Here is a 21,859-nt window from a genome sequence, read left to right on the forward strand (position 1 = left end):
GTTTGTGGACATACAGTGTGCATCAAACGGGAATCACCCCCTATGCCAAAAGATTGGTATGAATGGCACGATCTCTACAACACTGAGCCAAAATTGCGGCAGCGTCTAGAAATCGTGCAGGAATATATTGCTTATAGCTTAAATGCGTCTCCATCTGGCGCTATCCGAATAGTGAGTGTTTGTGCGGGTGATGGACGAGATTTACTAGGAACTTTAAAAAATCACCCTCGTGCGAAGGATGTTTCTGCAAGACTGGTTGAAATAAATTCAAATTTAGTTGAGCGTGGACGAGCAACTATAGAGTCTTTGGGTTTAGCCAAGCAAATTGAGTTTATCAATGATGATGCAACTCTTGCTACTAACTATGTAGGAGCAGTGCCGGCTGATATTGTGATTGTTTGTGGTGTCTTTGGCAATCTGGCACAGGAAGCTGAACTCAATCGCTTACTAGATAACCTGAGTTTTCTGAGTAAACCAGGTGCTTTTGTCATTTGGACTCGTGGACACTCCAACGGTATTACCTACTCTGACAATGTGCGGAAAATTTTAAGTGCATCTGGATTTGAGGAAGTGAACTTCAAGCTTACGGCTACGGGAGACATGGGTGTAGGTCTTCATCGATACCTTGGTGAAAACTTACCTCAACCCAAAGAGCAACAATTATTTGTGTTTTCTGGCATTCCTAGTAAAGCGAGGTAAAAAATGTCTATTCAAAACACAGTGTCAACTTGGGAAGAAGTTTTAGAGACTGCTAGAAAAAATACCTCTGCACGTAGGGTAAAGAGAACAGGACAATCTCCTTCTACTGCACCAATACCCAGCAGTTTAGAGAAACTTCCCCCAAATACAGAACCGCCAATCTTGCTTTATCGAGATACTAATTCCTGGTGTCCTTTCTGCGAGAGAGTTTGGTTTGCTCTCGAAGAAAAGGAAATTCCCTTTGCAACGGAGTTTATTGATTTAACTAATAAACCCAAATGGTACACTGACTTAGTTCCTACAACCCTTGTGCCAGCAGCAAAAATTGAGGGAAAGTTAGTATACGAATCTAAAGATATTCTCTTGGCTTTAGAAGAAAGGTTTCCTACTCCTGCATTATTGCCTGAGAATTCAGAGGAAAACGCTGTTGCTAGGCAGTTGGTTGAGGAGGCTGAGACTAACGGTTTTAGAGAAATTGCTTACAAATTCCTGAGAGAAGCACCTGTAGATGCTGATGAGTTGGCAAACTCACAAGCAGCATTTGAGGCTAAGTTAGATGAACTTGAGCAAGCTTTGGCTAAATATCCCGGCCCTTACTTTGTCAGTACATTTAGCTTAGTTGACATTCTGTATAGCCCCCATCTAGATAGATTGGCGGCTAATTTACCTGTATATCGGGGATATCACCTCAAAGGAAATCCTCGCTTTCCTCGCATTAATGCTTGGTTTGATGCACTTAATCAGCGTCCTGCTTATCACAGAGTAAAATCGGATAATATCACCAATAATTTATTGTTGCGTCGCAGATGGGGTGTAGAACCGATTGGAAATCCTTTACCTCTGGATGTGGCAGATAGTGAGAAAATTCAATATCGCGCCGAAGCCGCTGAGAGATTGAGCGATAATCGGGAAGTTGCGATCGCAGATGTTATCAAAAATTCTGGAGTCCAAGCTTTAGCCGCAGACGGTGATTTTACCACAGTTAAAGACGCTGTTGATTTTCACCTGCGACAACTAGCTAATTATCTGATTCATGGCAATGGTGCAACTTTACCGGGTGGAAGGACTGGTGGTAAAAATAGCAGCGTTGATCCTATCTTCGCTGCTGTGGGTGCTATTACTTTCGCATATTTGAGAAATCGCATCTGCGCCCCCCGTGATATGAGTGCTGGTGCAGCAACAGCGTTTCGATCTGCGATCGATAAATTGTTGACATCTGTTTATTAATTTTGTGGGCGTTGCCTCATGCAGAGACGCAGCGAAAAGTTGGAGCGCTTCTGACTCCTGAATTCTGACTTTATTGAGGAAAGGGAATTGCTAACAGTCCATAGTGAAAATGAACTACAGTTAACTGCTGATGTACTGGTAATTGGTGGTGGCCCTGCCGCTGCGTGGGCAGCATGGGCAGCCGCATCCCAAGGAGTCAAAGTCATCATTGTTGATAAAGGTTTTCTGGGTACAAGCGGTGCTGCTGCTGCTAGTGGTAACGGCATCATGGCTCCGTCTCCAGAGAATTGGGAAAAAGTTTTAGCGGAGCGTTATCGCGTAGGAAAAAACCTCGCTAACTCACGTTGGATCGAGCGTGTTATCGAAAAAACTTGGCTGAGTTTGCCCCTAGTGGAAAGTTGGGGCTATCGTTTCCCTAAAGAAGATGGAGAATCTGTGCGTCAGAGCTATTATGGCCCTGAATATATGCGGGTACTTCGCAAAAACCTTTTGCGTGTTGGTGTGCAGATTCTCGACCAAAGTCCCGCTTTAGAGCTTTTATTGGCTGACGACGGCTCAGTAGCGGGAGCAAGAGGTGTGCAGAGGCAACATCATCGTACCTATACCGTTCGTGCTGGTGCAGTAGTCTTAGCGAATGGCGGTTGTGCATTCTTGAGTAAAGCATTAGGTTGCAATACCAATACAGGTGATGGGCTGCTGATGGCAGTGGAAGCTGGTGGAGAACTTTCTAGTATGGAAGCTTCTAATCACTATGCGATTTCGACGGCTTTCAATGCGACTGTAACCAGGGGTGTTCCCTTTGGTTGGGCCAGTTATACCGATGAAGCAGGCAATGATCTGGGTGGCTATATCAATGGTCGTCGTGATCCATCGTTCCTCCCTAATGCACTCTTGAAAGGCCCCGTTTATGCTCGTTTGGATCGAGCCACACCGGAAGTTAAAGCAGTGGTTGAAAAGTCTCATTTCATCGCTTTTCTACCCTATACAAAAGCTGGTATTGATCCCTATACAGAACGAGTGCCTGTAACACTTGTTTTAGAAGGTACAGTCCGTGGTACAGGTGGGATTCGGATTGTGAATGATGATTGCGCGACAAAAGTTCCTGGCCTCTACGCTGCTGGTGATGCAGCATCGCGGGAGTTTTTAGCCGGTTTAGCTTCTGGGGGTGGTGGCCCCAATGCTGCCTGGGCAATCTCCACAGGACAATGGGCTGGAGTTGGAGCAGCGGACTTTGCTAAGAGTCTGGGCGCTCATGCAAATGAACGGGTTGCGCGTCCTGCTGGTCAAGTGGGATTGGGATCATCGCCCTCACCCACTTCTGAAACATTCGATAGTGAGGCGATCGTGCATGGTGTACAAGCCGAGATGTTCCCGTTGGAGAAGAATTACTTGCGTTCTGAGCAAGGACTTTTGGATTCTCTCGCTAAATTAGAGAAACTATGGGAGCAAGTACAAGGGAACCCAAAACAAGATACAGTGCGCGATGTGGAATTTTCTCGTCGAGCGGCTGCTTTGACAGCTGTAGCACGATGGGCATATTTTAGCGCGTTACATCGCACGGAAACGCGCAGCGAACATATTCGTGTGGACTATCCTGAAACCGATCCAAATCAGCGTTATTACCAAGCAACAGGCGGCTTAGATAAGCTTTGGGTGAGGCGTGATTGGATTACGGATGCAATTGCTACACCACCAGTACAAACCACTCAAACCACACCTACTGTATCAAAGTTGTAGCAGGAGCATATCATGATCGAGCTTGTCAGCCATAAACTCTGTATTAATTGCAATTTGTGCGTCCAAGTCTGTCCTACCAATGTCTTTGACTCCGTACCTAATCAACCACCTGCGATCGCCCGTAAGGAAGACTGTCAAACTTGTTTCATGTGTGAGGCATATTGCCCTGCGGATGCACTTTATGTTGCGCCTGAATCTCATACCAGTGTTGCAGTCAATGAGGATGATTTAATTGAAAGTGGCATCATGGGTGAATATCGTAGCCTCTTGGGGTGGGGATATGGCAGAAAAAACAATAGCGAATTGGATACGGCTCATAAACTGCGCCAATTGCCGCGTCCTTATCAAAGTTAATTTCGGTGTTTGGGGATTGGGGATTAGGGAGTGAGTTTTTATTCAGCACTTTCAAGCACTTTTTGGCGTAGTTCTGGAAATACTTTGGAGACTTTATTCAAGAGATATTCGCCATAAGTCCCGCGAAATTCGTGAACACTAGCTTTATCCCAGCGATCGCTTTTATCATCATTCACTACCACATCCTTCAGTTCAATGGGTTTGACTTCAACGTTAAAGTTGGGATCAAAGAAGAACGGGAACGAAAGGCGATTACTCGTTGATAAGTTCTGAACGCGGTGGGGTGTTGAGCGATACAGTCCTCGTGTCATGCGATCGAGCATATCCCCAATGTTGCATACGAATGAACCAGGAATAGGAGGTGCATCTATCCAACCAGACTTGGACTTGACTTGTAATCCACCGACATTATCTTGCTTGAGAATAGTTAATACTCCATAATCTGTATGTTCGCCAACGCCCCATTCAGATTTAGATAATGATGAATTAGGAGGGTAATTGAAAATCCGAAATAATATCAATGGGTCTTTTGTATAACGATCTGCAAAGTAGGACTTTTCTAATCCCAAACTTAGAGCAATACCAGCCATTAGAGTGTGTCCAAGTTTGGTCATTGAGTATATGTATTCAAGTACTGTTTCCCTAAATTGGGGAATGTTGGATGGAAAAAGATTGCGACCGTGCATTGGTGTACCAGCTTTCACAAGTGGATGGTCTTCTGCTAGTTCTCCACCAAAGTAAATACCTTCTTTTAAATCAGGTCTACCTGATGTCAACTCGTTACCCACGGGGAAATATCCTCGCCATGCTCTACCACCAAGAGCCATACGAATCTTCAGTTTAGTTTCTAAATCCTGTGCGAAGAACTGTTGACTTAGATCCTCTAATTGCTCTTGTAGTTGTTCATCAACTCCATGTCCGACGATATAGAAGAAACCGAAATCTTGGCACGCTTGTCTGATTTGGTCTGCAATTACACAAGAAGAGTTGCTAGTTTGAGAAATCAGCGCACTAATATCAATGATGGGAACTTTTGAAAACTCTTTGTCTACAACTTGTAAGATTGTCATGTTCAGGTTCTCCTAGTCGTGTGTAGCCTAATAACTAGGTTACACAGAAAATTATATCGATAACCATAATGTTGGTTATGGCGATCGCCTACAAATAAACCAACCAAATATTGACATTTGTCAAGTATCAAAATAGATGTTTATTAAAATAATTTTGTTAATTTTGTTTTAAACACAAGTAAACTGATGTGCATACCGTAGTATTATCTAAATAATTATCATTGGTTCTCAAGAGAAAATATTTCACAGCAGAAGCAGTAATTATTAAGCAATGCAAACTGAGTAATAAAAATTGTCAATTCAATAATGAACATATCCAAAAATATGCAGTATAACCAATTAGGCAATAGTGACCTCAATGTTTCCGACATTTGCCTTGGCACAATGACTTATGGGCAACAAAATACTATAGAAGAAGCCCACCAGCAGCTAGATTATGCCATTAGCCAGGGAATCAACTTCATTGATGCGGCAGAGATGTATCCAGTACCAACCAGTGGTGAAACTTATGGCTTAACCGAAACTTATATTGGAGAATGGTTAAAACATCAACAGCGAGATCAACTAATAATTGCTACTAAAATTGCAGGGCCGGGTCGAGGCTTTAAGTGGGTACGTGGTGGAGCGAAAGCAATTGATCGGGACAATATCAAACAAGCTGTAGATGATAGTCTTACAAGGTTACAGACAGACTATATTGATTTATATCAAATCCATTGGCCAGATCGTTATGTACCTCGTTTTGGACAAACAGTTTTTGACCCCACTCAGGTAAAAGAAACAGTTTCCATCACTGAACAACTAGAAGTTTTTGCTGATGTCATCAATGCAGGTAAAATTCGCTATATCGGCTTAAGTAATGAAACCCCTTGGGGCGTTGCTCAATTTAGCCACGCAGCTAAACAATTAGGATTACCTAAAGTCGTCTCAATTCAAAATGCCTACAATTTAATCAATCGAATTTTTGATGGCGCTCTTGCAGAAGCAGCTTATTACGAAAACGTTCCTTTACTAGCTTACAGCCCTTTGGGATTTGGCTATTTAACTGGTAAATACCTTAACGACAAACCAGAGAAAGCAAGAGTTACTTTATTTGAAAACTTTGGTCAGCGATATTTAAAACCAAATGTGAGTAAAGCAGTAGCCGCTTATGTAGAAATTGCCAAACGCCATCAAATAAGTCCTGCACAATTAGCGATCGCATTTGTAAGGAGTCGTTGGTTTGTTGCTAGTACGATTATTGGTGCTACTACACTCGAACAACTCAAAGAAAATATAGACAGTATCAATGTAGTTCTCGACAAAGATATCTTGGCTGAATTGGACGCAGTTCATACTCAATATCCAAATCCAGCACCATAAGAGTGCTGAGTGTTGAGTGCTGAGTAGTTATTTTCCCAGTCCCTAGTTCCCAATCCCTAATCTGAAAACTATGACGATCGCAACAGCATCAGTTGACCAAAATACTATTCGTCGCCGTGGTACTGGTTTAAGAGCTTATAATCCTGACAAGGCATTCAAGGGTTATACACTTTTTACACCACTTACAGGTAAGGGAGAAGTATATCTTCTGAATCTAGAAGGAGAAGTAGTACATCAATGGAATCTGCCATATTCACCGGGTTTATATGCTTATCTTTTACCCAATGGCAACCTTTTTTATAATGGTAAGACACTAGATGTTCCGCCACATTTTCCTTTGTGGGCTGCCTTTAAAGGTGGCGTTGTCTTAGAAGCAGATCCCAAGGGAAATATTATTTGGGAATATAAACATCCAGATCATCATCACGACGGACGCAGACTACGCAACGGTAACACGATTTTATTGGCTATTGAAAAGATACCTCAATCTTTGATTCCTCATATCAAAGGCGGTGTAGCGGGAACAGAAGCAGACGGTGATATCTATGCTGATGTACTTTATGAAGTTACTCCTGGGGGTGAAATTGTTTGGACTTGGCACGCCCACGAACACTTAGATCCAGATGTTTTTACTATCACTCCCCAAGATCAACGACACGAATGGACTCATGGCAATACTGTAGGCGAACTCGCTGACGGCAATATTATCGTTAGCTTTCGTAACATCTCTACCGTCGCAATTATTGATCGCCAAACAGGAAAAATTATCTGGACACTCGGAGATGATGTATTAGCACAGCAACACTTTCCTAACGAATTAGCTAACGGCAATATCCTAATTTTTGATAATGGCGCACATCGCCGTCACACTGCGCTGAATTTCTCTCGTGTGATTGAAGTCAACCGTCAAACGAAAGAAATAGTTTGGCAATACACTGACAACCCACCTCAAAATTTCTTCAGTTCGTATATATCAGGCGCACAGCGTCTAGCGAATGGCAACACTTTAATTACAGAAGGTGCTTTCGGTCGTATATTTGAGGTGACAGTTACAGGAGAGATTGTTTGGGAATATGTTAATCCTCACTTTGCTGTTCGGAATCTTGGAGAGAAGTCAGCAGTAGCTAGTGGAGAGCAAAATTCAGTATTCCGCGCTTTTCGTTATGCGCCTGAAGAAGTGCCTTGGCTTTAGTTCAATTTTAGATTTTGAATTGAATTAATTTCCAAAGCTAATAAACCAATCCTATTCATAGAGGAATAATCAACATGGCTGAAATCAAGGTATATAGTGCGGTTGTTTGCCCTTATGCTCACCGTTCGCGTTTGGTATTGCAAGAAAAAGGCGTCGAATTTGACTTGATTGAAATTAATTTGCAGAACAAGCCAGAGGGATTTACAGATATTTCTCCTTATGGAAAAGTGCCTGCGATCGCACATAATAATAACCGAGTTTGGGAATCGGCAGTAATTAACGAATATCTCAACGAGGTATTTCCAAATCCGCCGCTTTTGCCTAGCAGTCCCATTGCTAAAGCACAAGCTCGGATCTGGATTGATTTTGCTAATACTCGATTTGTTCCAGCTTTTTCTACTCTCTTGCGTAGTTCCGATATCCAACAGCAAGAAGCAGCTAAAAAAGAACTATACCAACATCTGGAATTTATCGAGAATGAAGCTTTAGGGAAGTTATCAGGAGACGGCCCTTACTGGTTTGGCGAATCCGTCAGTCTGGTTGATTTCACCTTTTACCCCTGGTTTGAGCGTTGGCCTGCACTGAAGCACTATCGAGGCTTTGGTATACCAGAGGAATTTACTCGTCTACGTCAGTGGAAAAAGGCTGTAAAACAACGTGATTCTGTAGTGGCGATCGCTAATAGCAAGGAGTTCTACATAGAGCGATATGCTAGATTTGCTACTCCTGTTGCTGCATAGCACAGCTTTTTGGTAGTCAAAATAATTTATCTTTCCCTAAGTTTTCGCCGCCCAAAATCTTTTTGAGCGGCGAAAAAATAAATATAGGGGTCGTCAAGTCGCTTCTCTACGAGACGCTGCGCGAACGCTCCAATTAAAAATTAAAAATTATTAATTAAAAATTGCAAGACGCGACGCTCCTGCGTCGCTAACGCTTCGCTATCGTGGACTCGCTAACGCTGCGCTATCAGTGGGGGCTTGTACCCCAAATTAATTAATTAAAAAAAGGTCATTTGTCCTTTGTCATTCTTCATTGGTAAGGGTTTTAGGCATGTTTACTTTTAGTAACATAATTTGGTTTATTCCCACCTATTTACTTAGCGATTTATAAAGTAGTGTGTATCTCGCTGTCAGACTGCTACCTTTTTACCAATAGCCATAATGTGAGCGCTCACACCTAATGTAGAAGGTTCTGTCTCTAGCCAGCGAATAGCTTGTAGGAGTCTTTGACGGCGACTTTGTTCACTCCAATGTTCCTCAAAATTTTGTAGTAATTTGCCTGGGCCTTCTATGGCTAAAAGCTTTTCACAAGATAACCCTGCTTCTTCTACCTCTGCTTTTAGTTCATCAGGGTGATGAAAGAAGGCTGTTGTAAAGTAAGCAGGATGGTTACTCGGATTACGATGCTGCCCTTCCAGCAAGTCCCGATGAACAATTTCTACAAACTCTGGATCGTCTAGCCATCCCCGAAATAAACCGTCTAAGAGCGAAGCAAAGCGAGAACAACCAACGGCAAAGACAAGACCTCCACTCTTTAAAACACGATCAGCCTCGCGTAACACTGCTATGCGATCGCTATGTTCTATCAAATGATACAGTGGCCCAAATAAAAGAACAGCATCAACGCTGTTGTTTGCTTGATTTAACTGACGGGCATCTCCAACCTCTGCACTTGCAAGTGGATAATCTGGCTGAACCTGAGAAGCAGAACGGGCTTGTTCTACGTGCAAGGGAACTGGATCAATAAGATGAACTTTATACCCTAGCTGGGCAAGCCAACAAGCATAGATGCCTGAGCCGCCACCAACATCGAAAATCACTGCGGGAGGAGGAGGCAAGTAGCGGCTAAGAAGCTCTTGGGTGCGAACTAGTTCAATCGGATTTGTACGCTTTGATAAGCGTTCAAATTCCAAACCACGCTCATAATAAGCTAGTACCTCATCTAAAAGCAGGTTTTGTAAATTAGACTTGTCTGACATGAAATTTCCTATTTTTAAAATTTAGTCTATGAAAACCTCTACATTTATTTAGTTACACTAACAATTAGGTATGCATCTTTTCATAAAAACTGTATAATAATATTCAAACTACGCTAAACCGACCGACAAACTGTAATATATCATCTAACTGATGTAGATACCTACCAGTCAATTATTTAACTGCACTAATCAACACATCTCACTTCTGTCTTATTGCTTTAGTTTGAGTTGTGCAATCTCAAACAGTCTGTATTCACGATGATTACAAGGAAAAGATTTCATGAGCAACATACAACTGTACTTCGCCAAAGCCTCTACCTTCTCTCAACGGACTCGTGTCGTCTTACTGGAAAAAGGTATTGACTTCACCCCAATAGAAATTGACTTACAGAACAAACCAGATGGGTACACGCAAATTTCGCGCTATGGTAAAGTTCCGGCTATCAAACATGGGGATATTGAAATTTACGAGTCAGCTATTATCAATGAATATCTAGATGAAGTTTTTCCAGAACCACCATTGTTACCTCGCGATCCGGCAGCTAAAGCGATCGCTCGGATTTGGATAGACTACGCCAATACTCGCTTTGTCCCAGCTTTTAACAAATTTCTGCGCGGTAAAGATAGCACCGAACAGGAAGAAGGACGAAGAGAGTTCACAGAAGCACTTCTATATATTGAGAAGGAAGGATTAGGCAAGGGTGATTACTTATTAGGAGATCAGTTTAGCCTAGTTGATATCAGTTTCTATCCTTGGTTTGAACGTTTACCACTCTTAGAACACTTCCGCAAATTCACATTACCAGCAGAAACACCTCATTTGCAGACATGGTGGAATCTGGTACGCGATCGCTCCTCAATTCAAGCAGTTGCAAACCCTGTGGACTTCTATTTGCAAAGATTCGCCAAAGTTCTCGGTGAACCTCTTCCCGTTGGTACAGCACAAAAATAGGACACAGGGATTGACAGAAATTAACCAAAATCCAAGATGGGATAACTTATGAGCTTAAATAACCAAGTTCTAGACAAACCAATTTTCGCAGAACTGCCATACGTAGAGGCTAACCTCAGTTACCTGATTCCAACGGCAGAAAAACCTGTCAACTATACCTACGAACCGCCAGCCGGAATTCCTCGCACGAATGCAACTTATCAGACGCATAAACTGCCAATTTACAATGCTCGTTCTATCTCAGAGAACATCTCATTAGATCGGGAAGGATTTGCCTTGACTGGACATAATACCAATGTCCGCAACTTTTACGATGAAGACGAAGTACGCCGCGTCTACTATCCAGAAGCCGAGCAATTGTTAAAAGAGGTAACAGGTGCAACGAAAGTAGTGATATTCGATCACACACTTCGTAATGCTGGGAACTCTAAACCAGGTGAGAATAATATTAAAGAACCTGCCAAGCGTGTACACAACGACTTCACCGCCAAATCAGGCTATACTCGCGCCCGTTTGGAACTAGCAGCGCAGGGCATAGATGATATTGATACGTTACTAAAACAACGATTTGCCATCATTAATGTTTGGCGAGCGATCGCACAACCAATTCAAGAGTCACCCTTAGCAGTGTGTGACGCGCAAAGCATTGCAATAACAGACCTTGTAGCTGGTGATTTAGTGTACCGCGATCGCGTCGGTGAGACATACGGAGTCACGTATAACTCTAAACATAAATGGTTCTACTTCCCGCAAATGCACAGAGACGAAGCACTATTTATCAAGTGTTTCGACTCCGCAGAAGAGGGACATGCACGTTTTGCCGCCCATACAGCCTTTGAAGACCCCACCAGCCCAGCTAACGCTCCCCCACGAGAAAGCATCGAACTAAGGACATTCGTTTTTTACCCCGCATAGATAGCAAAAACTTCTCTCAAATTCCTACTCTCTGAGCCTCTGCATAAAACAAATTAACCCTTGGAGACACAAATATCATGACTTCCCAATACTTTGACATCAAACCAATTGCCGGACGTATCGGTGCAAAAATTATTGGTGTTGACTTGAGCAATAACCTCAGCAACGAAATCATCAGTGATATCCGTAAAGCTTTAGTTAAACACAAAGTCATTTTCTTCCGAGAGCAAAAGCTTGACGCTCAAGGACAAGTAGCCTTCGCCCGTCGCTTTGGAGAAGTCACTACAGCCCATCCCACCGTTCCCTCATTGCCAGAAAACCCAGAAGTTCTTGACCTGAATTACGGCAAGACTGTGAGCCGTGCCAACACTTGGCACACCGATGTCACATTTGTAGATCGTCCTCCCCTTGGTTCTATTTTGCGGGCGCTTGTCATCCCACCATCAGGAGGTGATACGATTTGGGCAAACTCTGTGACTGCCTACGAAGATTTACCAACTCACCTACGTAATCTTGCTGACCAACTCTGGGCAGTACACAGCAACGCTTACGATTATGCAGCAGCAGCAGTTGACTTACCACAAGAAGTCTTAGAGTATCGAGCTGTTTTCACCTCGACTGTATACGAAACCCTGCATCCAGTTGTCCGCGTCCATCCTGAATCCGGTGAACGTGGGTTATTTATTGGTGGGTTCGTGCGCCGTCTGCGTGGTTTATCACAGAATGAATCGGATGAAATCGTAGAATTGTTGCAAGCTTACATCACACGTCCAGAGAACACAGTCCGGTGGCGCTGGAAAGTAGGCGATGTGGCTTTCTGGGACAATCGCGCTACTCAACATTATGCGATCGCAGACTACGGTAATCAACCTCGCCACGTTCAACGAGTCACACTTGTGGGTGACATTCCTGTTGGTATTGATGGTAAGCAGAGTGAGGCTATTAAGGGAGATTCTTCTGCATATAACCGACGTGAGGCTGTCACTGCTTAAGATAATTGTCATTAGTTCTTTGCCATTGGTCTTGACAAAGTGGAAAGGATAACACTCACGAGTGAGTGTGCATACACGCGTAATATGGCCAATACACGTAATAGGGTTCTGGAAACAATAGCTGATATTTTAGACAAACGTGCCACATCTCTCCCTGCTCGTGTTTTGCGCGTGGCTGTCACTGGCATTACTGCTAGTGGCAAATCCACGTTGGCAGAAGAGTTAGAGCAGACTTTAAAAAGACGTGGGCGAAACTGTGTCCACATTGCAGTAGATGATTTCCATAATCCGCGTGACCTGCGCTATCGCCAAGGTCGTGAATCTGCCGAAGGCTATTATTTCGACGCTTATAACTATCCACTCCTCAAAAAGTTTGTCCTTGAGCCACTTGCCGCTGGAGGCAACCTAATGTATCAAGCGCATGGGTTTGATTTGGAAACAGATACCCTGATAACAGAGGAGCCTAAAAAGGCCAATACCGGAGACATTTTTCTATTTGCTGCCAGTTTTCTACTGCGACCAGAATTGGTATCCTACTTTGATTATCGAATCTATGTAGATACAGATTTTGAGGTAGCTGAACAGCGTGGAGTAGAGAGAGATTTGGTACGACTTGGATCTTGGGAAAATGCAGTCCGCCTGTATCGTCAGCGTTATCATGCTGCACAACGAATCTACTTTGCAGAATCTAATCCTGTGCAATATGCCGATGCTTTATTGAAGAACAACAATTTGGCGGAACCAATTCTCTTCTTTAGAGCAAATGATTGTAAAAATAACGATCGCGCTTTTTTATGAAACTCTTCTATACACCTAACTCACCCTATCTATGCACGCATAGCAAGAATAGCTTCACTAGAACTGAATCTCAGCGATCGCATCGAAATGCAAAAAGTGACTGTGCGAGATCCCAACAGCGAGCTACTGAATTACAACCCCACAGGTAAAGTCCCAACACTAGCAACTGATGACGGATTTATTGTGAGTGATACACGCATAATATGCGTTTATTTAAATCAATTCAATCCCGAAATCAAATTATTTGCTGATATTTCTGATGGTTTTTTACAGCAACTTGAAGGTATAGCTAGTGGGTTCATAGATGGTATCGCTGTCTGGGTAAGGGAATTACGGCGTTCTTCAAGTGAGCAGTCACCAGGGATAATCGAGTTAGAGCGATGTCTGACGACAAGCCGCTTTGCGTCTACACGTGCTTTAAGAATCTTGGACTACTTTGAGAAGATTTCTGATAAATTCGACCAAACTCCTAAACTTGCTCATATCACCCTTGCCTCTGCACTTGGTTTGGAGATTCGTCTACCTGAACTGCAATGGCGACTAAGTTACCCCAAACTTGCACAATGGTATGATGAATTCTCCGGGCAACCTTCCCTGCAAGCGACGAAACCAGACTCCTAAAGATAATTAGTAATTCGTAGTTAAGATTCCAATTACGATTTGTTTACTCTTGGGATAATAATTACGAATTAACAATTATGTTCACGGTTCTTTTATCCGCCTTCATCTTGACGTTTCACAACGTTACAGTACGAATTTTATTTTCAGAACATCTCGTACTGGGTTTATTTGTACTCGGTGGATACGTTAAACCGGATTTACAGAACTCATTATTGCTGATGTTTATGCGAATGCTACTGGTGGTTCCACTTATGGCATCTCTAGCATTTAAGCTATATCCATCTGCTGGAAAAGAATTGCGAGATTTATTCAGGCGCGAACGCACTGATGTTTTGCTCCAAGCATTGGGCTGTGGAGTCTTAATGTTTGTGTATATTGCGTTACTCTACATTGCAATTGGCTTAATTCCTACTGGAATTGCCATGACTCTATTCTTTACCTATCCCGTGTTTACGGCACTGCTTGCTTGGAGGTTTTTTGGCGAACGTCCAACACTTTTCCGTTGGCTGGTGATGGCGATTATTCTGGGGGGTGGAGTACTCACAATTCCTCAATCTTCTGCTGCTTACAGTAGTGATATTATTACTAATGGAATTTTCGCCAGCATTGGATCTGGAGTTGTTTACGCCTTTTATAAGGTTATGGCCCAAAAATGTTTGGAAAAATTCCATCCAGTTCCTTTCACCTGGATTAGTTTTACCTGCACCCTACTGTTTTCTGGTGTCAGCTTACTGTTCTGGCCACCTTCCAGTACTCAACTGGATTGGACACCTCTGTGGATTGGCAGTATTTTTTCTGGTTTAGTTAGTTTCATAGGGCACACTTTCAATAATGTAGGAATTCGCATGATTGGTGCAACTAAAGCCTCAATCGTCGGCGCTAGCAGTCCAGCATTAACAGTATTAGTCGCATGGGTCACAATTAGCGAAACTTTAAACTTGATTCAAAGTTTGGGGATTCTAATTGTCACATTAGGGATCGCGTTGTTGAGTGGAGAAGGCTTTGTGCGTAAACGTAGCACTTCATAGAAATCTTAGAAATTCACTAGACCAAAAAGTTATACGATTGCTCTGGAATAGTGAATTCTTATAGATTGTTCTTAATTCAAAAAATGTAAGGAGTATTACATTAATTCTATCTTCTTTATTGTCCAATACAGTTCAGATAAGACCAAAACACTTGTAGAGACGGCGATTTATCGCGTCTTGAAAACCCAAAATTTTTGCCAGCCGCCCCAATACTGCTCGGTTAAGGAATTTATTGGCTGAGGCAAGCAGGGGGAGCAGGGGGAGAAATGGGGGCTGGCATTGAGTTTCGCCTCCCTTGCTTCCCCTGCCTCCCCTGCTTATCCGAGCAGTATTGCCAGCCGCCCTTAACTGAACCGTATTGCCTTATTGTCTAATAATATTTCTTTTTCTCAAAGCTAAACTTGCACCTAAAAATCCTAATGTTATACCCAAAATCGATGCAGGTTCTGGAATTTGAGTTGCGTCTAATTTCACATTATCGAAATTGATTTCTATACCATCACTCTCTAAAATATTCAGCAATCGGATTTCTAACGCTTGTCCTAAGTTTGGGTTATTAGCTGAAGTAGTATACGAAATACTAGAGGTAACAAAAGCTCCTTCTATAATGCTCAGGCTATTAAAATCTTGAGTAAGTAAAGTTCCTCCAGCTAATAATTGAATAGCATAGCCAGGGAAACCATCTAAAATAGTGAAACCATTCACAGGTGGAATATTGGCTATTTCAACCTGTAAGGTATATTTCGTATTAGCTGTTAATAGACTGGTAAGGGTTTGTGATATTCCCACAGGACCACTTCCAGGCGGATAAGTGAGGTAAACATATCCAACATTATTTCCTTCTGGAGCTTCGTTAAAATAAACGTCTGCTGTAGGATTATATGCACCATAAATTGGCTCACCAATACCTATACTGGCAGATGTCAGGTTAGATGGATCATATAATGTCCAGCCAGGTAACACATTAGTAGTAAAGTCTCCTTCTCCTATTATTGGTTCTTCAAAACCTGCATTAACTATACTTAAGCTTGCTGCATTTGCTGTATGAGTTTTAGTGATAGCTGCAATATTTATAGCTGCACAAATAGCAGTAATATAAGCAATTTTTGCGGAGATTTTTTTGGGAATCATAATTTTAGTGGTAGATAGCATGAGAAAAAATTTAGTAAGTAGTGAGTCAAATTTTATTTCCTAATTACTAAATTCGTAAAAATCAGAATTTACGTAATACTTCGTTATTCTAATTATTCAGATGCTAGCACTGCCTTAAAAAAGCATTATTAAGTTTGCAAGATGTTTTGGTATAATCTTCAACAAATTTAATTTAGCTGAACTTTAGATTAAAAATTAGTTCTTAACAGTAACTTCATTTAAACAATGTTCAGTACTGATGTTGCTAAACCACAAGAAGCGAATATGGCTGTGGCAGCTTTAGGATATTGTGTATTTAGGAGGTAGAGTTACAAAATGCCAGATAAATGGAATCCAGAATTATATGAACGGTTTCAATCCCAAAGAAGTCGCCCATTTTATGATTTGGTAGACATGGTACATCGACAAGAAAACTTACGAGTTCTAGATTTAGGATCTGGAACGGGAAAGTTAACTAAATATCTGCACGATACACTAGCAGCACAAGAAACTCTGGGAATAGATGCTTCTGAAAATATGCTGCAAAAAGCACGGCAATATGAAGGTAACGGACTACGGTTTGAGCAAGGAAAAATAGAGGATAACCCAGGAGAAGGAGAGTTTGATTTAATCTTTTCTAATGCCGCTTTGCAATGGTTAACAGGACACGAAGCTTTATTTGAAAAATTACGCCGCAAGTTACGTCAAGGTGGACAACTGGCTATACAAATCCCAACGATGGACGATGAACCAGTACATCAGTTAGCGCTTGAAACAGCCAAAGATTTTAGTCAAGAATTAGGGGGATATGTACGGCGATTGGAAGTACTGACTCCAGCAAATTATGCCAAACTACTGTATAGTCTGGGGTTTATTAAACAGGAAGTAAAACTTCAGATTTATGGTCATGTTCTACCGTCACGAGAATCCGTAGTGGAATGGTATCGTGGTACGCTACTAACGGCATACGAGTCGTGCTTAGATACCCAGACTTATGAACGATTTGTAAAACGGTATAGGGAAAAGTTATTTGAAAAATTGGAAGATGAACAACCTTTCTTTTTCCCTTACAAACGCATTTTAATGTGGGGAAGTATTTAACTAATTCGTAATTCGTAATTGATTTTGGATTTGCGATCGCATTCCGTCCACCGTAGGCGATCGCAGCTGAGTTATTCACAGAAGCGATCTCTACGACGGGCTGTGACGCTTACGGAGATATCACTTAGAACACTACCTGTCAAAATTAATCTGCTTGACTACTAGCTAGGCAAACTCAAAAGACTGACTCGCCTCAAAAACTTTAATCTTGACTAAATACGTGCAGATACCGGAAAATAAACGTTACTTATAAAATTTACGTCCTGTTCAGGGAATAACACAGATCATGAGTAACTCTGTAACACTCAAGAAGATCAAGAATGAGATCAGTGGAACTGTGTTCTCATTGCCATATTACGTAGCTCGCGATCAAGGCTACTTCGCAGATGAGGGGATTGATATTGAGTTCGTTAAACGCAACTCTAGCGATCGCGCACCTGATATTAAACTGATTGAAGATCATCACCAAGTCAACTCTTTTGGCGGCAAATCACTATTCGAGCAGGGAGAAACTACCCTCTACCGTGCTTGTGAATGGGGACAAGTACGACGCACCTATGACAGTTCTCGCGGTGGTCAGGTTGTAGCCAAACGTGCTGCAATTGCCAGCCAAGCAATCATCGTGCGACCCGATTCCCCCTACAATATCCCTCAAGACCTAGCTAACGTACCAGTTGGTGTCAACTTTCACCACGGCTCCCACTATATAGCGATTCAAACTCTTGAAGGTTTCCTACCCAAAGAAGAAATCAAAGTGGTACATATCGATGGTGGCGGTCAAGGAAAGCGTTTCAACCGCTTTGTCGCTTTGCGTGACGGACTTGTTGATGCAGTTGCCGTCATGGAACCGTGGATTACAGTAGCAGAAAAACTTGGCTACAAAATTATCGCCGAGGCACACTATGTAGGGCTAGAGATTGGTAGCCCCGATTTGGATGCAGAGACATTCGAGGCGATTAATAGGGCAATCCGTCGAGCTGTAAAAGACCTACAAAAAGACCCTTTCCAGTATGTGAAGTATCTGATCGATGACGTAGCAGAGGATATTGTACAGCTCGAACCCTCAGACTTTCGTCGTAACCGATTGCGCTACGCCGACCCAGCACCATACCCTGAAGCTGACTTCCGTCGTACCTACAACTGGATGGTGAACTGGGGACTGATAGAGCCTGATGCCACTTTCGAGCAGATCGTCAATAACCGAGTTGCTTCGTTATCTATCTCTTAGCTGACTTGAACATCGAGAGTGGGGAGTAATACCAATTTGTAATTCGTAATTCGTAATTAAGAGAACGCTGTGTGCAACTTTTACTCGAACCTAACCCCTCAGCCCCCTTCCCTACCAGGCAAGGGAGGAGAATTCAAAGCCTCTCTCCTGCAAGGCTACGGTGTACACAGAAGTTATTGAATCACTACCAGTCCTCGAATTACCCCACCCTAACCCTCCCCGATGCAAAGGGGAGGGAACAAGATTTTCCGGTTTCCCCCCTTGGCAAGGGGGGATTAAGGGGGGTAAAACCCGGATCTCAAAGTAACTCCGATTTGTGTGTACACCTTAGCCTGCAAGGAGAGAGGAATGGAAGTGAGGTCAAAAATTAAGTTGCACATCGCGTAAGAGAGTCAGATTTAATCTAGTTTTTCAGGTTTGTATCTGTAGCTTTCATTTGCAGAATTGGTATAAGGGATATTTTTTGCACCTTTGCACAAAACTCATCCCATCAATCAACAACGCCAAAAATACTACTCCCTACTCTTTACTCCCTTTTTCATTCGTTCTGGTGTACGCAGTTCCCAACGGATATATCTGAAATAAACCTATGCCTTCACGTAGAGACTTTTTAAAATACACTTCTATAGGATTAACAACTGCTTTAACTACAATCTCTTGTGACAATAACACTGTTAGTCAATCTGTCGCCGATCAGGGAACTCAGGGTACTATTAAAGTCAGACTAGGAGCAGTAAGCGGGATTAACTCCATTGATGTTTGGATTCCAGAGGATTTGGGTTACTTCAAGGAAGCGGGCTTAAGTGCAGAAGTGATTCAATTTCAAGGCGGTGGGAAAATGCGAGATGCTCTAATTGCCGGAGAAATCGATTTTTCTGCCCAAGCACCTTTACACGTCTATCTCTCTCAGCTTAAGGGAGTCCCTCTGAATGTTGTAGCCAATCGGCGTAATCTTGTAGATACTTCCTTAGTAGTACGTTCTAATTTGCAATCCCAAATCAAGACAGTGAACGACCTGAAGGGGAAAAAGTTTTCGGTCGGTGAGGTTGGCTCTTGGGGCTGGGCAGTATCAGTCAAGTACCTGCGTCAACATGGACTAAGTGAAAAAGATGTTCAATATGTGCAAAGTAGTAATGCTACAACTTATACACTGCTCACTAGTGGTCAGGTAGATGCGGCTGTGACTGGTGCGCCCGACTTGCATAAACTACTCAAAGAAGGAACAGTTTTTCAATTAGTTAATGCTCTTGAACCGGAGACTCATAAAAAATATTTTGGCGCTCCTGAAGCGATGACCCGTGCTTGGCTGAGTCATGAGCGTGTTACTTCCCAAAACCCTGAAGCCGTTAAGAGATTGGTTGCAGCAGTAAACCGCACATTTGAATATATGCATCAAACCTCACCTGAAAAAATTCTAGATGCAGTTGGAAAACGTTTTCAAGGTGCCAATTTAGATGCGATTCTGACCGGTCTTCAGACTGAACTGCAACAATCAGTTCCTAGAAATGCCTCTATTAGTGAGGCAGCATATCTTGCAGACCAGCAGGTATTCATTGATGCCGGGATTATTAAAAAATTAGTTCCCTACTCTCAAGCGGTGTTCGATAAGTATGCAGGTCATAGAGCTTAATTCGTAATTCGTAATTCGTAATGACGCTCTCTACGAACGCGGGAGCGTGTCGTTCGCGGTAGCGTTGCGTAGCAAAGACAGACGCTAAAAGCGTAGCTTACTTAAGAGTAGTTTAATGTTCCCTTGGGATTTTTGCTTATGTCAACCCCTATGATCACTACTCAAAATCTCTCCATTTCTTATTGGAGTAAGAATAAGCGAGTTGAAGCATTACAAGATATCAGCTTGACTATCAATGCTGGTGAATTTGTCACGCTGATTGGGCCAAGTGGCTGTGGTAAGAGTACTTTACTTAATGTGATTGCGGGGTTAATTCGTCCTGGGACAGATGTCAAGGGCACCTTTAATAATAGTGGCATCAAAGAAATTGGCTACTTGTTTCAAAAGCAAACCCTACTACCCTGGCGGACAGTCCTAGGTAATGTCACTGCTCCTTTGGAAATTCGTGGTGTACCGCGAAATGAAGGACGGGAAAAGGCTTTGGCACTGTTAGCAAAGTATGGCTTGTATGGTTTTGAGCAGAGTTTTCCGAGAGAATTGTCGGGTGGGATGCAGCAGCGCGTTTTGCTGATTCGGACGCTGATTTATGAACCAGATGTTGTGTTACTTGATGAACCTCTTAGTAGTCTTGATGCTCAAACACGCGCTCTTTTACAGGATGAATTCCTGCGATTATGGCGCGATACGGGATGCACCTTTATTTTGGTAACTCACGACCTCGATGAAGCGATCGCACTTTCGCAAAGAGTATTTTTATTGAGTTCACGTCCTGGTAAAATTGTCAAGGAATTTCAGATTGAGTTACCAACAGAACGTTCTGCGATCGCAATTCGCACAGATCCCCGATTTCAAAAAATCCAGCGTGAGATGTGGTCAGATTTAACCGCACAGGTATTGCAACAGCAAGATCGAGGATTCGCACTCTTTAAAACTTAATAGAGAATCACATGAGCAATATCCGCAATAGAACCTTAAGCATCGGGCAATCTGCTCTCTCTCCTACTAATGAAAACACAAACCTTTCGGGTTCTAACCCCCAAAAAACCAACTGGCAAAAACGTTTAATACAACTAGCGATACAGCTAACACCACTCGTTGTAATTTTGTTGGTGTGGGAACTTGGTACGGGAGCATTTGATATTCCTAAGTTTATTGAACCGGCACTTGTAGGTAAACCAAGTAACATTGTTCAAGAGTTAAAGCAACTATTCCTGAGTGGTAGTATCTTTCAACATATTTTTGTCACTTTTCAAGAAGCGATGGGTGGACTGTTTCTGGCGGTGACTGGTGGTATCAGCCTGGGAATTATATTAGCTTATTCTCCATCAGGGGCAAAGATAACTCTTCCTTACGTCCAGGTATTTAATTCTCTACCTCGCATTGCCCTAGCGCCCTTTTTTATTATCTGGTTTGGGATTGGATTGGTTTCTAAAGTTTTTCTAGCAGCTTTGAGTGCTTTTTTCCCCATTTTTTTTACTACGTATCAAGGACTCCAGAGCATTGATCGTGAATTAATTTCTGCTTTTCAGGTTATGGGTGCTAATCGATGGCAGATGTTGTATATGGTTGTACTACCTTCAGTGATCAGTTGGGTAATTGCGGGGATTCGTACTAGTTTGGGTATGGCTCTAGTAGGGGCGCTTGTAGCTGAGTATGTTGGTTCAACTCAGGGTTTAGGCTATCTATTGATGTCAGCACAGGGAATTTTGAACGTTGATCAAGCTTGGGCAATACTGGTAGTCTTAGCAGTCATTAGTGTTTTCCTCGATTGGGGTGTTCGCGCTTTAGAAACCTACGTTTTACGCTGGCGACCCAACCCTGGGGAATTATAAAATCCTTGCCAG

Annotated in this window: 21 protein-coding genes; 18 read left to right on the top strand and 3 right to left on the bottom strand. The window is 42.6% G+C overall.

What is annotated here, in order from left to right; genetic code table 11:
• The first annotated feature begins 42 nt into the window (after nucleotides 1–42).
• From HUN01_RS34565 to HUN01_RS34580, 4 genes are all read left to right on the top strand, one after another.
• The gene (locus HUN01_RS34565) at nucleotides 43–699 is read left to right on the top strand and encodes a class I SAM-dependent methyltransferase family protein (protein ID WP_181929946.1); all 657 of its coding nucleotides are present in this window, start codon (nucleotides 43–45) and stop codon (nucleotides 697–699) included.
• A gap of 3 nt (nucleotides 700–702) precedes the next feature.
• On the top strand, nucleotides 703–1,926 hold the full coding sequence (locus tag HUN01_RS34570) for a glutathione S-transferase family protein (protein WP_181929947.1): 1,224 nt from the start codon (nucleotides 703–705) through the stop codon (nucleotides 1,924–1,926).
• 87 nt (nucleotides 1,927–2,013) lie between these two features.
• Entirely contained in the window at nucleotides 2,014–3,663 is a 1,650-nt protein-coding gene (locus tag HUN01_RS34575) for an FAD-dependent oxidoreductase (RefSeq protein WP_238845919.1), read from the top strand.
• Between the two features lie 12 nt (nucleotides 3,664–3,675).
• Complete coding sequence (locus HUN01_RS34580) at nucleotides 3,676–4,017, top strand: 4Fe-4S binding protein (RefSeq protein WP_181929948.1); 342 nt, start codon at nucleotides 3,676–3,678, stop codon at nucleotides 4,015–4,017.
• A gap of 38 nt (nucleotides 4,018–4,055) precedes the next feature.
• Here HUN01_RS34580 and HUN01_RS34585 read toward each other — a convergent pair whose 3' ends face one another.
• Nucleotides 4,056–5,087, bottom strand: coding sequence for an isopenicillin N synthase family dioxygenase (locus HUN01_RS34585; RefSeq protein ID WP_181929949.1), 1,032 nt, complete (start codon nucleotides 5,085–5,087; stop codon nucleotides 4,056–4,058).
• A gap of 324 nt (nucleotides 5,088–5,411) precedes the next feature.
• Between HUN01_RS34585 and HUN01_RS34590 the strand changes: the two genes are divergently transcribed.
• From HUN01_RS34590 to HUN01_RS34600, 3 genes are all read left to right on the top strand, one after another.
• The gene (locus tag HUN01_RS34590) at nucleotides 5,412–6,449 is read left to right on the top strand and encodes an NADP(H)-dependent aldo-keto reductase (protein ID WP_181932948.1); all 1,038 of its coding nucleotides are present in this window, start codon (nucleotides 5,412–5,414) and stop codon (nucleotides 6,447–6,449) included.
• 70 nt (nucleotides 6,450–6,519) lie between these two features.
• Nucleotides 6,520–7,641, top strand: a complete 1,122-nt coding sequence (locus HUN01_RS34595; RefSeq protein ID WP_181929950.1) for an aryl-sulfate sulfotransferase — start codon at nucleotides 6,520–6,522, stop codon at nucleotides 7,639–7,641.
• 74 nt (nucleotides 7,642–7,715) lie between these two features.
• Nucleotides 7,716–8,381, top strand: a complete 666-nt coding sequence (locus HUN01_RS34600) for a glutathione S-transferase family protein (RefSeq protein WP_181929951.1) — start codon at nucleotides 7,716–7,718, stop codon at nucleotides 8,379–8,381.
• A gap of 389 nt (nucleotides 8,382–8,770) precedes the next feature.
• Here HUN01_RS34600 and HUN01_RS34605 read toward each other — a convergent pair whose 3' ends face one another.
• Nucleotides 8,771–9,619 carry a class I SAM-dependent methyltransferase gene (locus tag HUN01_RS34605; RefSeq protein WP_181929952.1) on the bottom strand — a complete coding sequence of 283 codons (849 nt, stop codon included), beginning with the start codon at nucleotides 9,617–9,619 and terminating at the stop codon, nucleotides 8,771–8,773.
• 280 nt (nucleotides 9,620–9,899) lie between these two features.
• Here HUN01_RS34605 and HUN01_RS34610 point away from each other — a divergent pair, with 280 nt between their 5' ends.
• The 6 genes from HUN01_RS34610 to HUN01_RS34635 all read left to right on the top strand — a co-directional run bounded on the left by HUN01_RS34610 (nucleotide 9,900) and on the right by HUN01_RS34635 (nucleotide 14,925).
• Nucleotides 9,900–10,571, top strand: coding sequence for a glutathione S-transferase family protein (locus HUN01_RS34610; RefSeq protein ID WP_181929953.1), 672 nt, complete (start codon nucleotides 9,900–9,902; stop codon nucleotides 10,569–10,571).
• Between the two features lie 48 nt (nucleotides 10,572–10,619).
• Nucleotides 10,620–11,486, top strand: coding sequence for a CmcJ/NvfI family oxidoreductase (locus HUN01_RS34615; RefSeq protein WP_181929954.1), 867 nt, complete (start codon nucleotides 10,620–10,622; stop codon nucleotides 11,484–11,486).
• Nucleotides 11,487–11,563: 77 nt separating this feature from the next.
• The gene (locus HUN01_RS34620; RefSeq protein ID WP_181929955.1) at nucleotides 11,564–12,478 is read left to right on the top strand and encodes a TauD/TfdA dioxygenase family protein; all 915 of its coding nucleotides are present in this window, start codon (nucleotides 11,564–11,566) and stop codon (nucleotides 12,476–12,478) included.
• 84 nt (nucleotides 12,479–12,562) lie between these two features.
• Entirely contained in the window at nucleotides 12,563–13,276 is a 714-nt protein-coding gene (locus tag HUN01_RS34625; protein ID WP_181929956.1) for a nucleoside/nucleotide kinase family protein, read from the top strand.
• A gap of 87 nt (nucleotides 13,277–13,363) precedes the next feature.
• The gene (locus HUN01_RS34630; RefSeq protein ID WP_238845921.1) at nucleotides 13,364–13,897 is read left to right on the top strand and encodes a glutathione S-transferase N-terminal domain-containing protein; all 534 of its coding nucleotides are present in this window, start codon (nucleotides 13,364–13,366) and stop codon (nucleotides 13,895–13,897) included.
• 77 nt (nucleotides 13,898–13,974) lie between these two features.
• Nucleotides 13,975–14,925 (top strand): DMT family transporter, encoded by a 951-nt coding sequence (locus HUN01_RS34635; RefSeq protein WP_181929957.1) that lies wholly within the window; start codon nucleotides 13,975–13,977, stop codon nucleotides 14,923–14,925.
• A gap of 363 nt (nucleotides 14,926–15,288) precedes the next feature.
• Here HUN01_RS34635 and HUN01_RS34640 read toward each other — a convergent pair whose 3' ends face one another.
• Nucleotides 15,289–16,056 (bottom strand): PEP-CTERM sorting domain-containing protein, encoded by a 768-nt coding sequence (locus HUN01_RS34640; RefSeq protein WP_181929958.1) that lies wholly within the window; start codon nucleotides 16,054–16,056, stop codon nucleotides 15,289–15,291.
• Nucleotides 16,057–16,392: 336 nt separating this feature from the next.
• Between HUN01_RS34640 and HUN01_RS34645 the strand changes: the two genes are divergently transcribed.
• The 5 genes from HUN01_RS34645 to HUN01_RS34665 all read left to right on the top strand — a co-directional run bounded on the left by HUN01_RS34645 (nucleotide 16,393) and on the right by HUN01_RS34665 (nucleotide 21,847).
• Entirely contained in the window at nucleotides 16,393–17,157 is a 765-nt protein-coding gene (locus HUN01_RS34645) for a methyltransferase domain-containing protein (protein ID WP_181929959.1), read from the top strand.
• 286 nt (nucleotides 17,158–17,443) lie between these two features.
• A complete protein-coding gene (locus HUN01_RS34650) occupies nucleotides 17,444–18,385 on the top strand; it encodes an ABC transporter substrate-binding protein (RefSeq protein WP_181929960.1) in 942 nt (313 codons plus the stop codon).
• A 589-nt stretch (nucleotides 18,386–18,974) separates the two neighbouring features.
• The gene (locus HUN01_RS34655) at nucleotides 18,975–20,015 is read left to right on the top strand and encodes an ABC transporter substrate-binding protein (RefSeq protein WP_181929961.1); all 1,041 of its coding nucleotides are present in this window, start codon (nucleotides 18,975–18,977) and stop codon (nucleotides 20,013–20,015) included.
• A gap of 138 nt (nucleotides 20,016–20,153) precedes the next feature.
• Nucleotides 20,154–20,951, top strand: a complete 798-nt coding sequence (locus HUN01_RS34660) for an ABC transporter ATP-binding protein (RefSeq protein WP_181929962.1) — start codon at nucleotides 20,154–20,156, stop codon at nucleotides 20,949–20,951.
• Between the two features lie 11 nt (nucleotides 20,952–20,962).
• Nucleotides 20,963–21,847 carry an ABC transporter permease gene (locus tag HUN01_RS34665; protein ID WP_181929963.1) on the top strand — a complete coding sequence of 295 codons (885 nt, stop codon included), beginning with the start codon at nucleotides 20,963–20,965 and terminating at the stop codon, nucleotides 21,845–21,847.
• Nucleotides 21,848–21,859 lie beyond the last annotated feature (12 nt).

The organism is Nostoc edaphicum CCNP1411 (assembly GCF_014023275.1).
GTDB lineage: Bacteria > Cyanobacteriota > Cyanobacteriia > Cyanobacteriales > Nostocaceae > Nostoc > Nostoc edaphicum_A.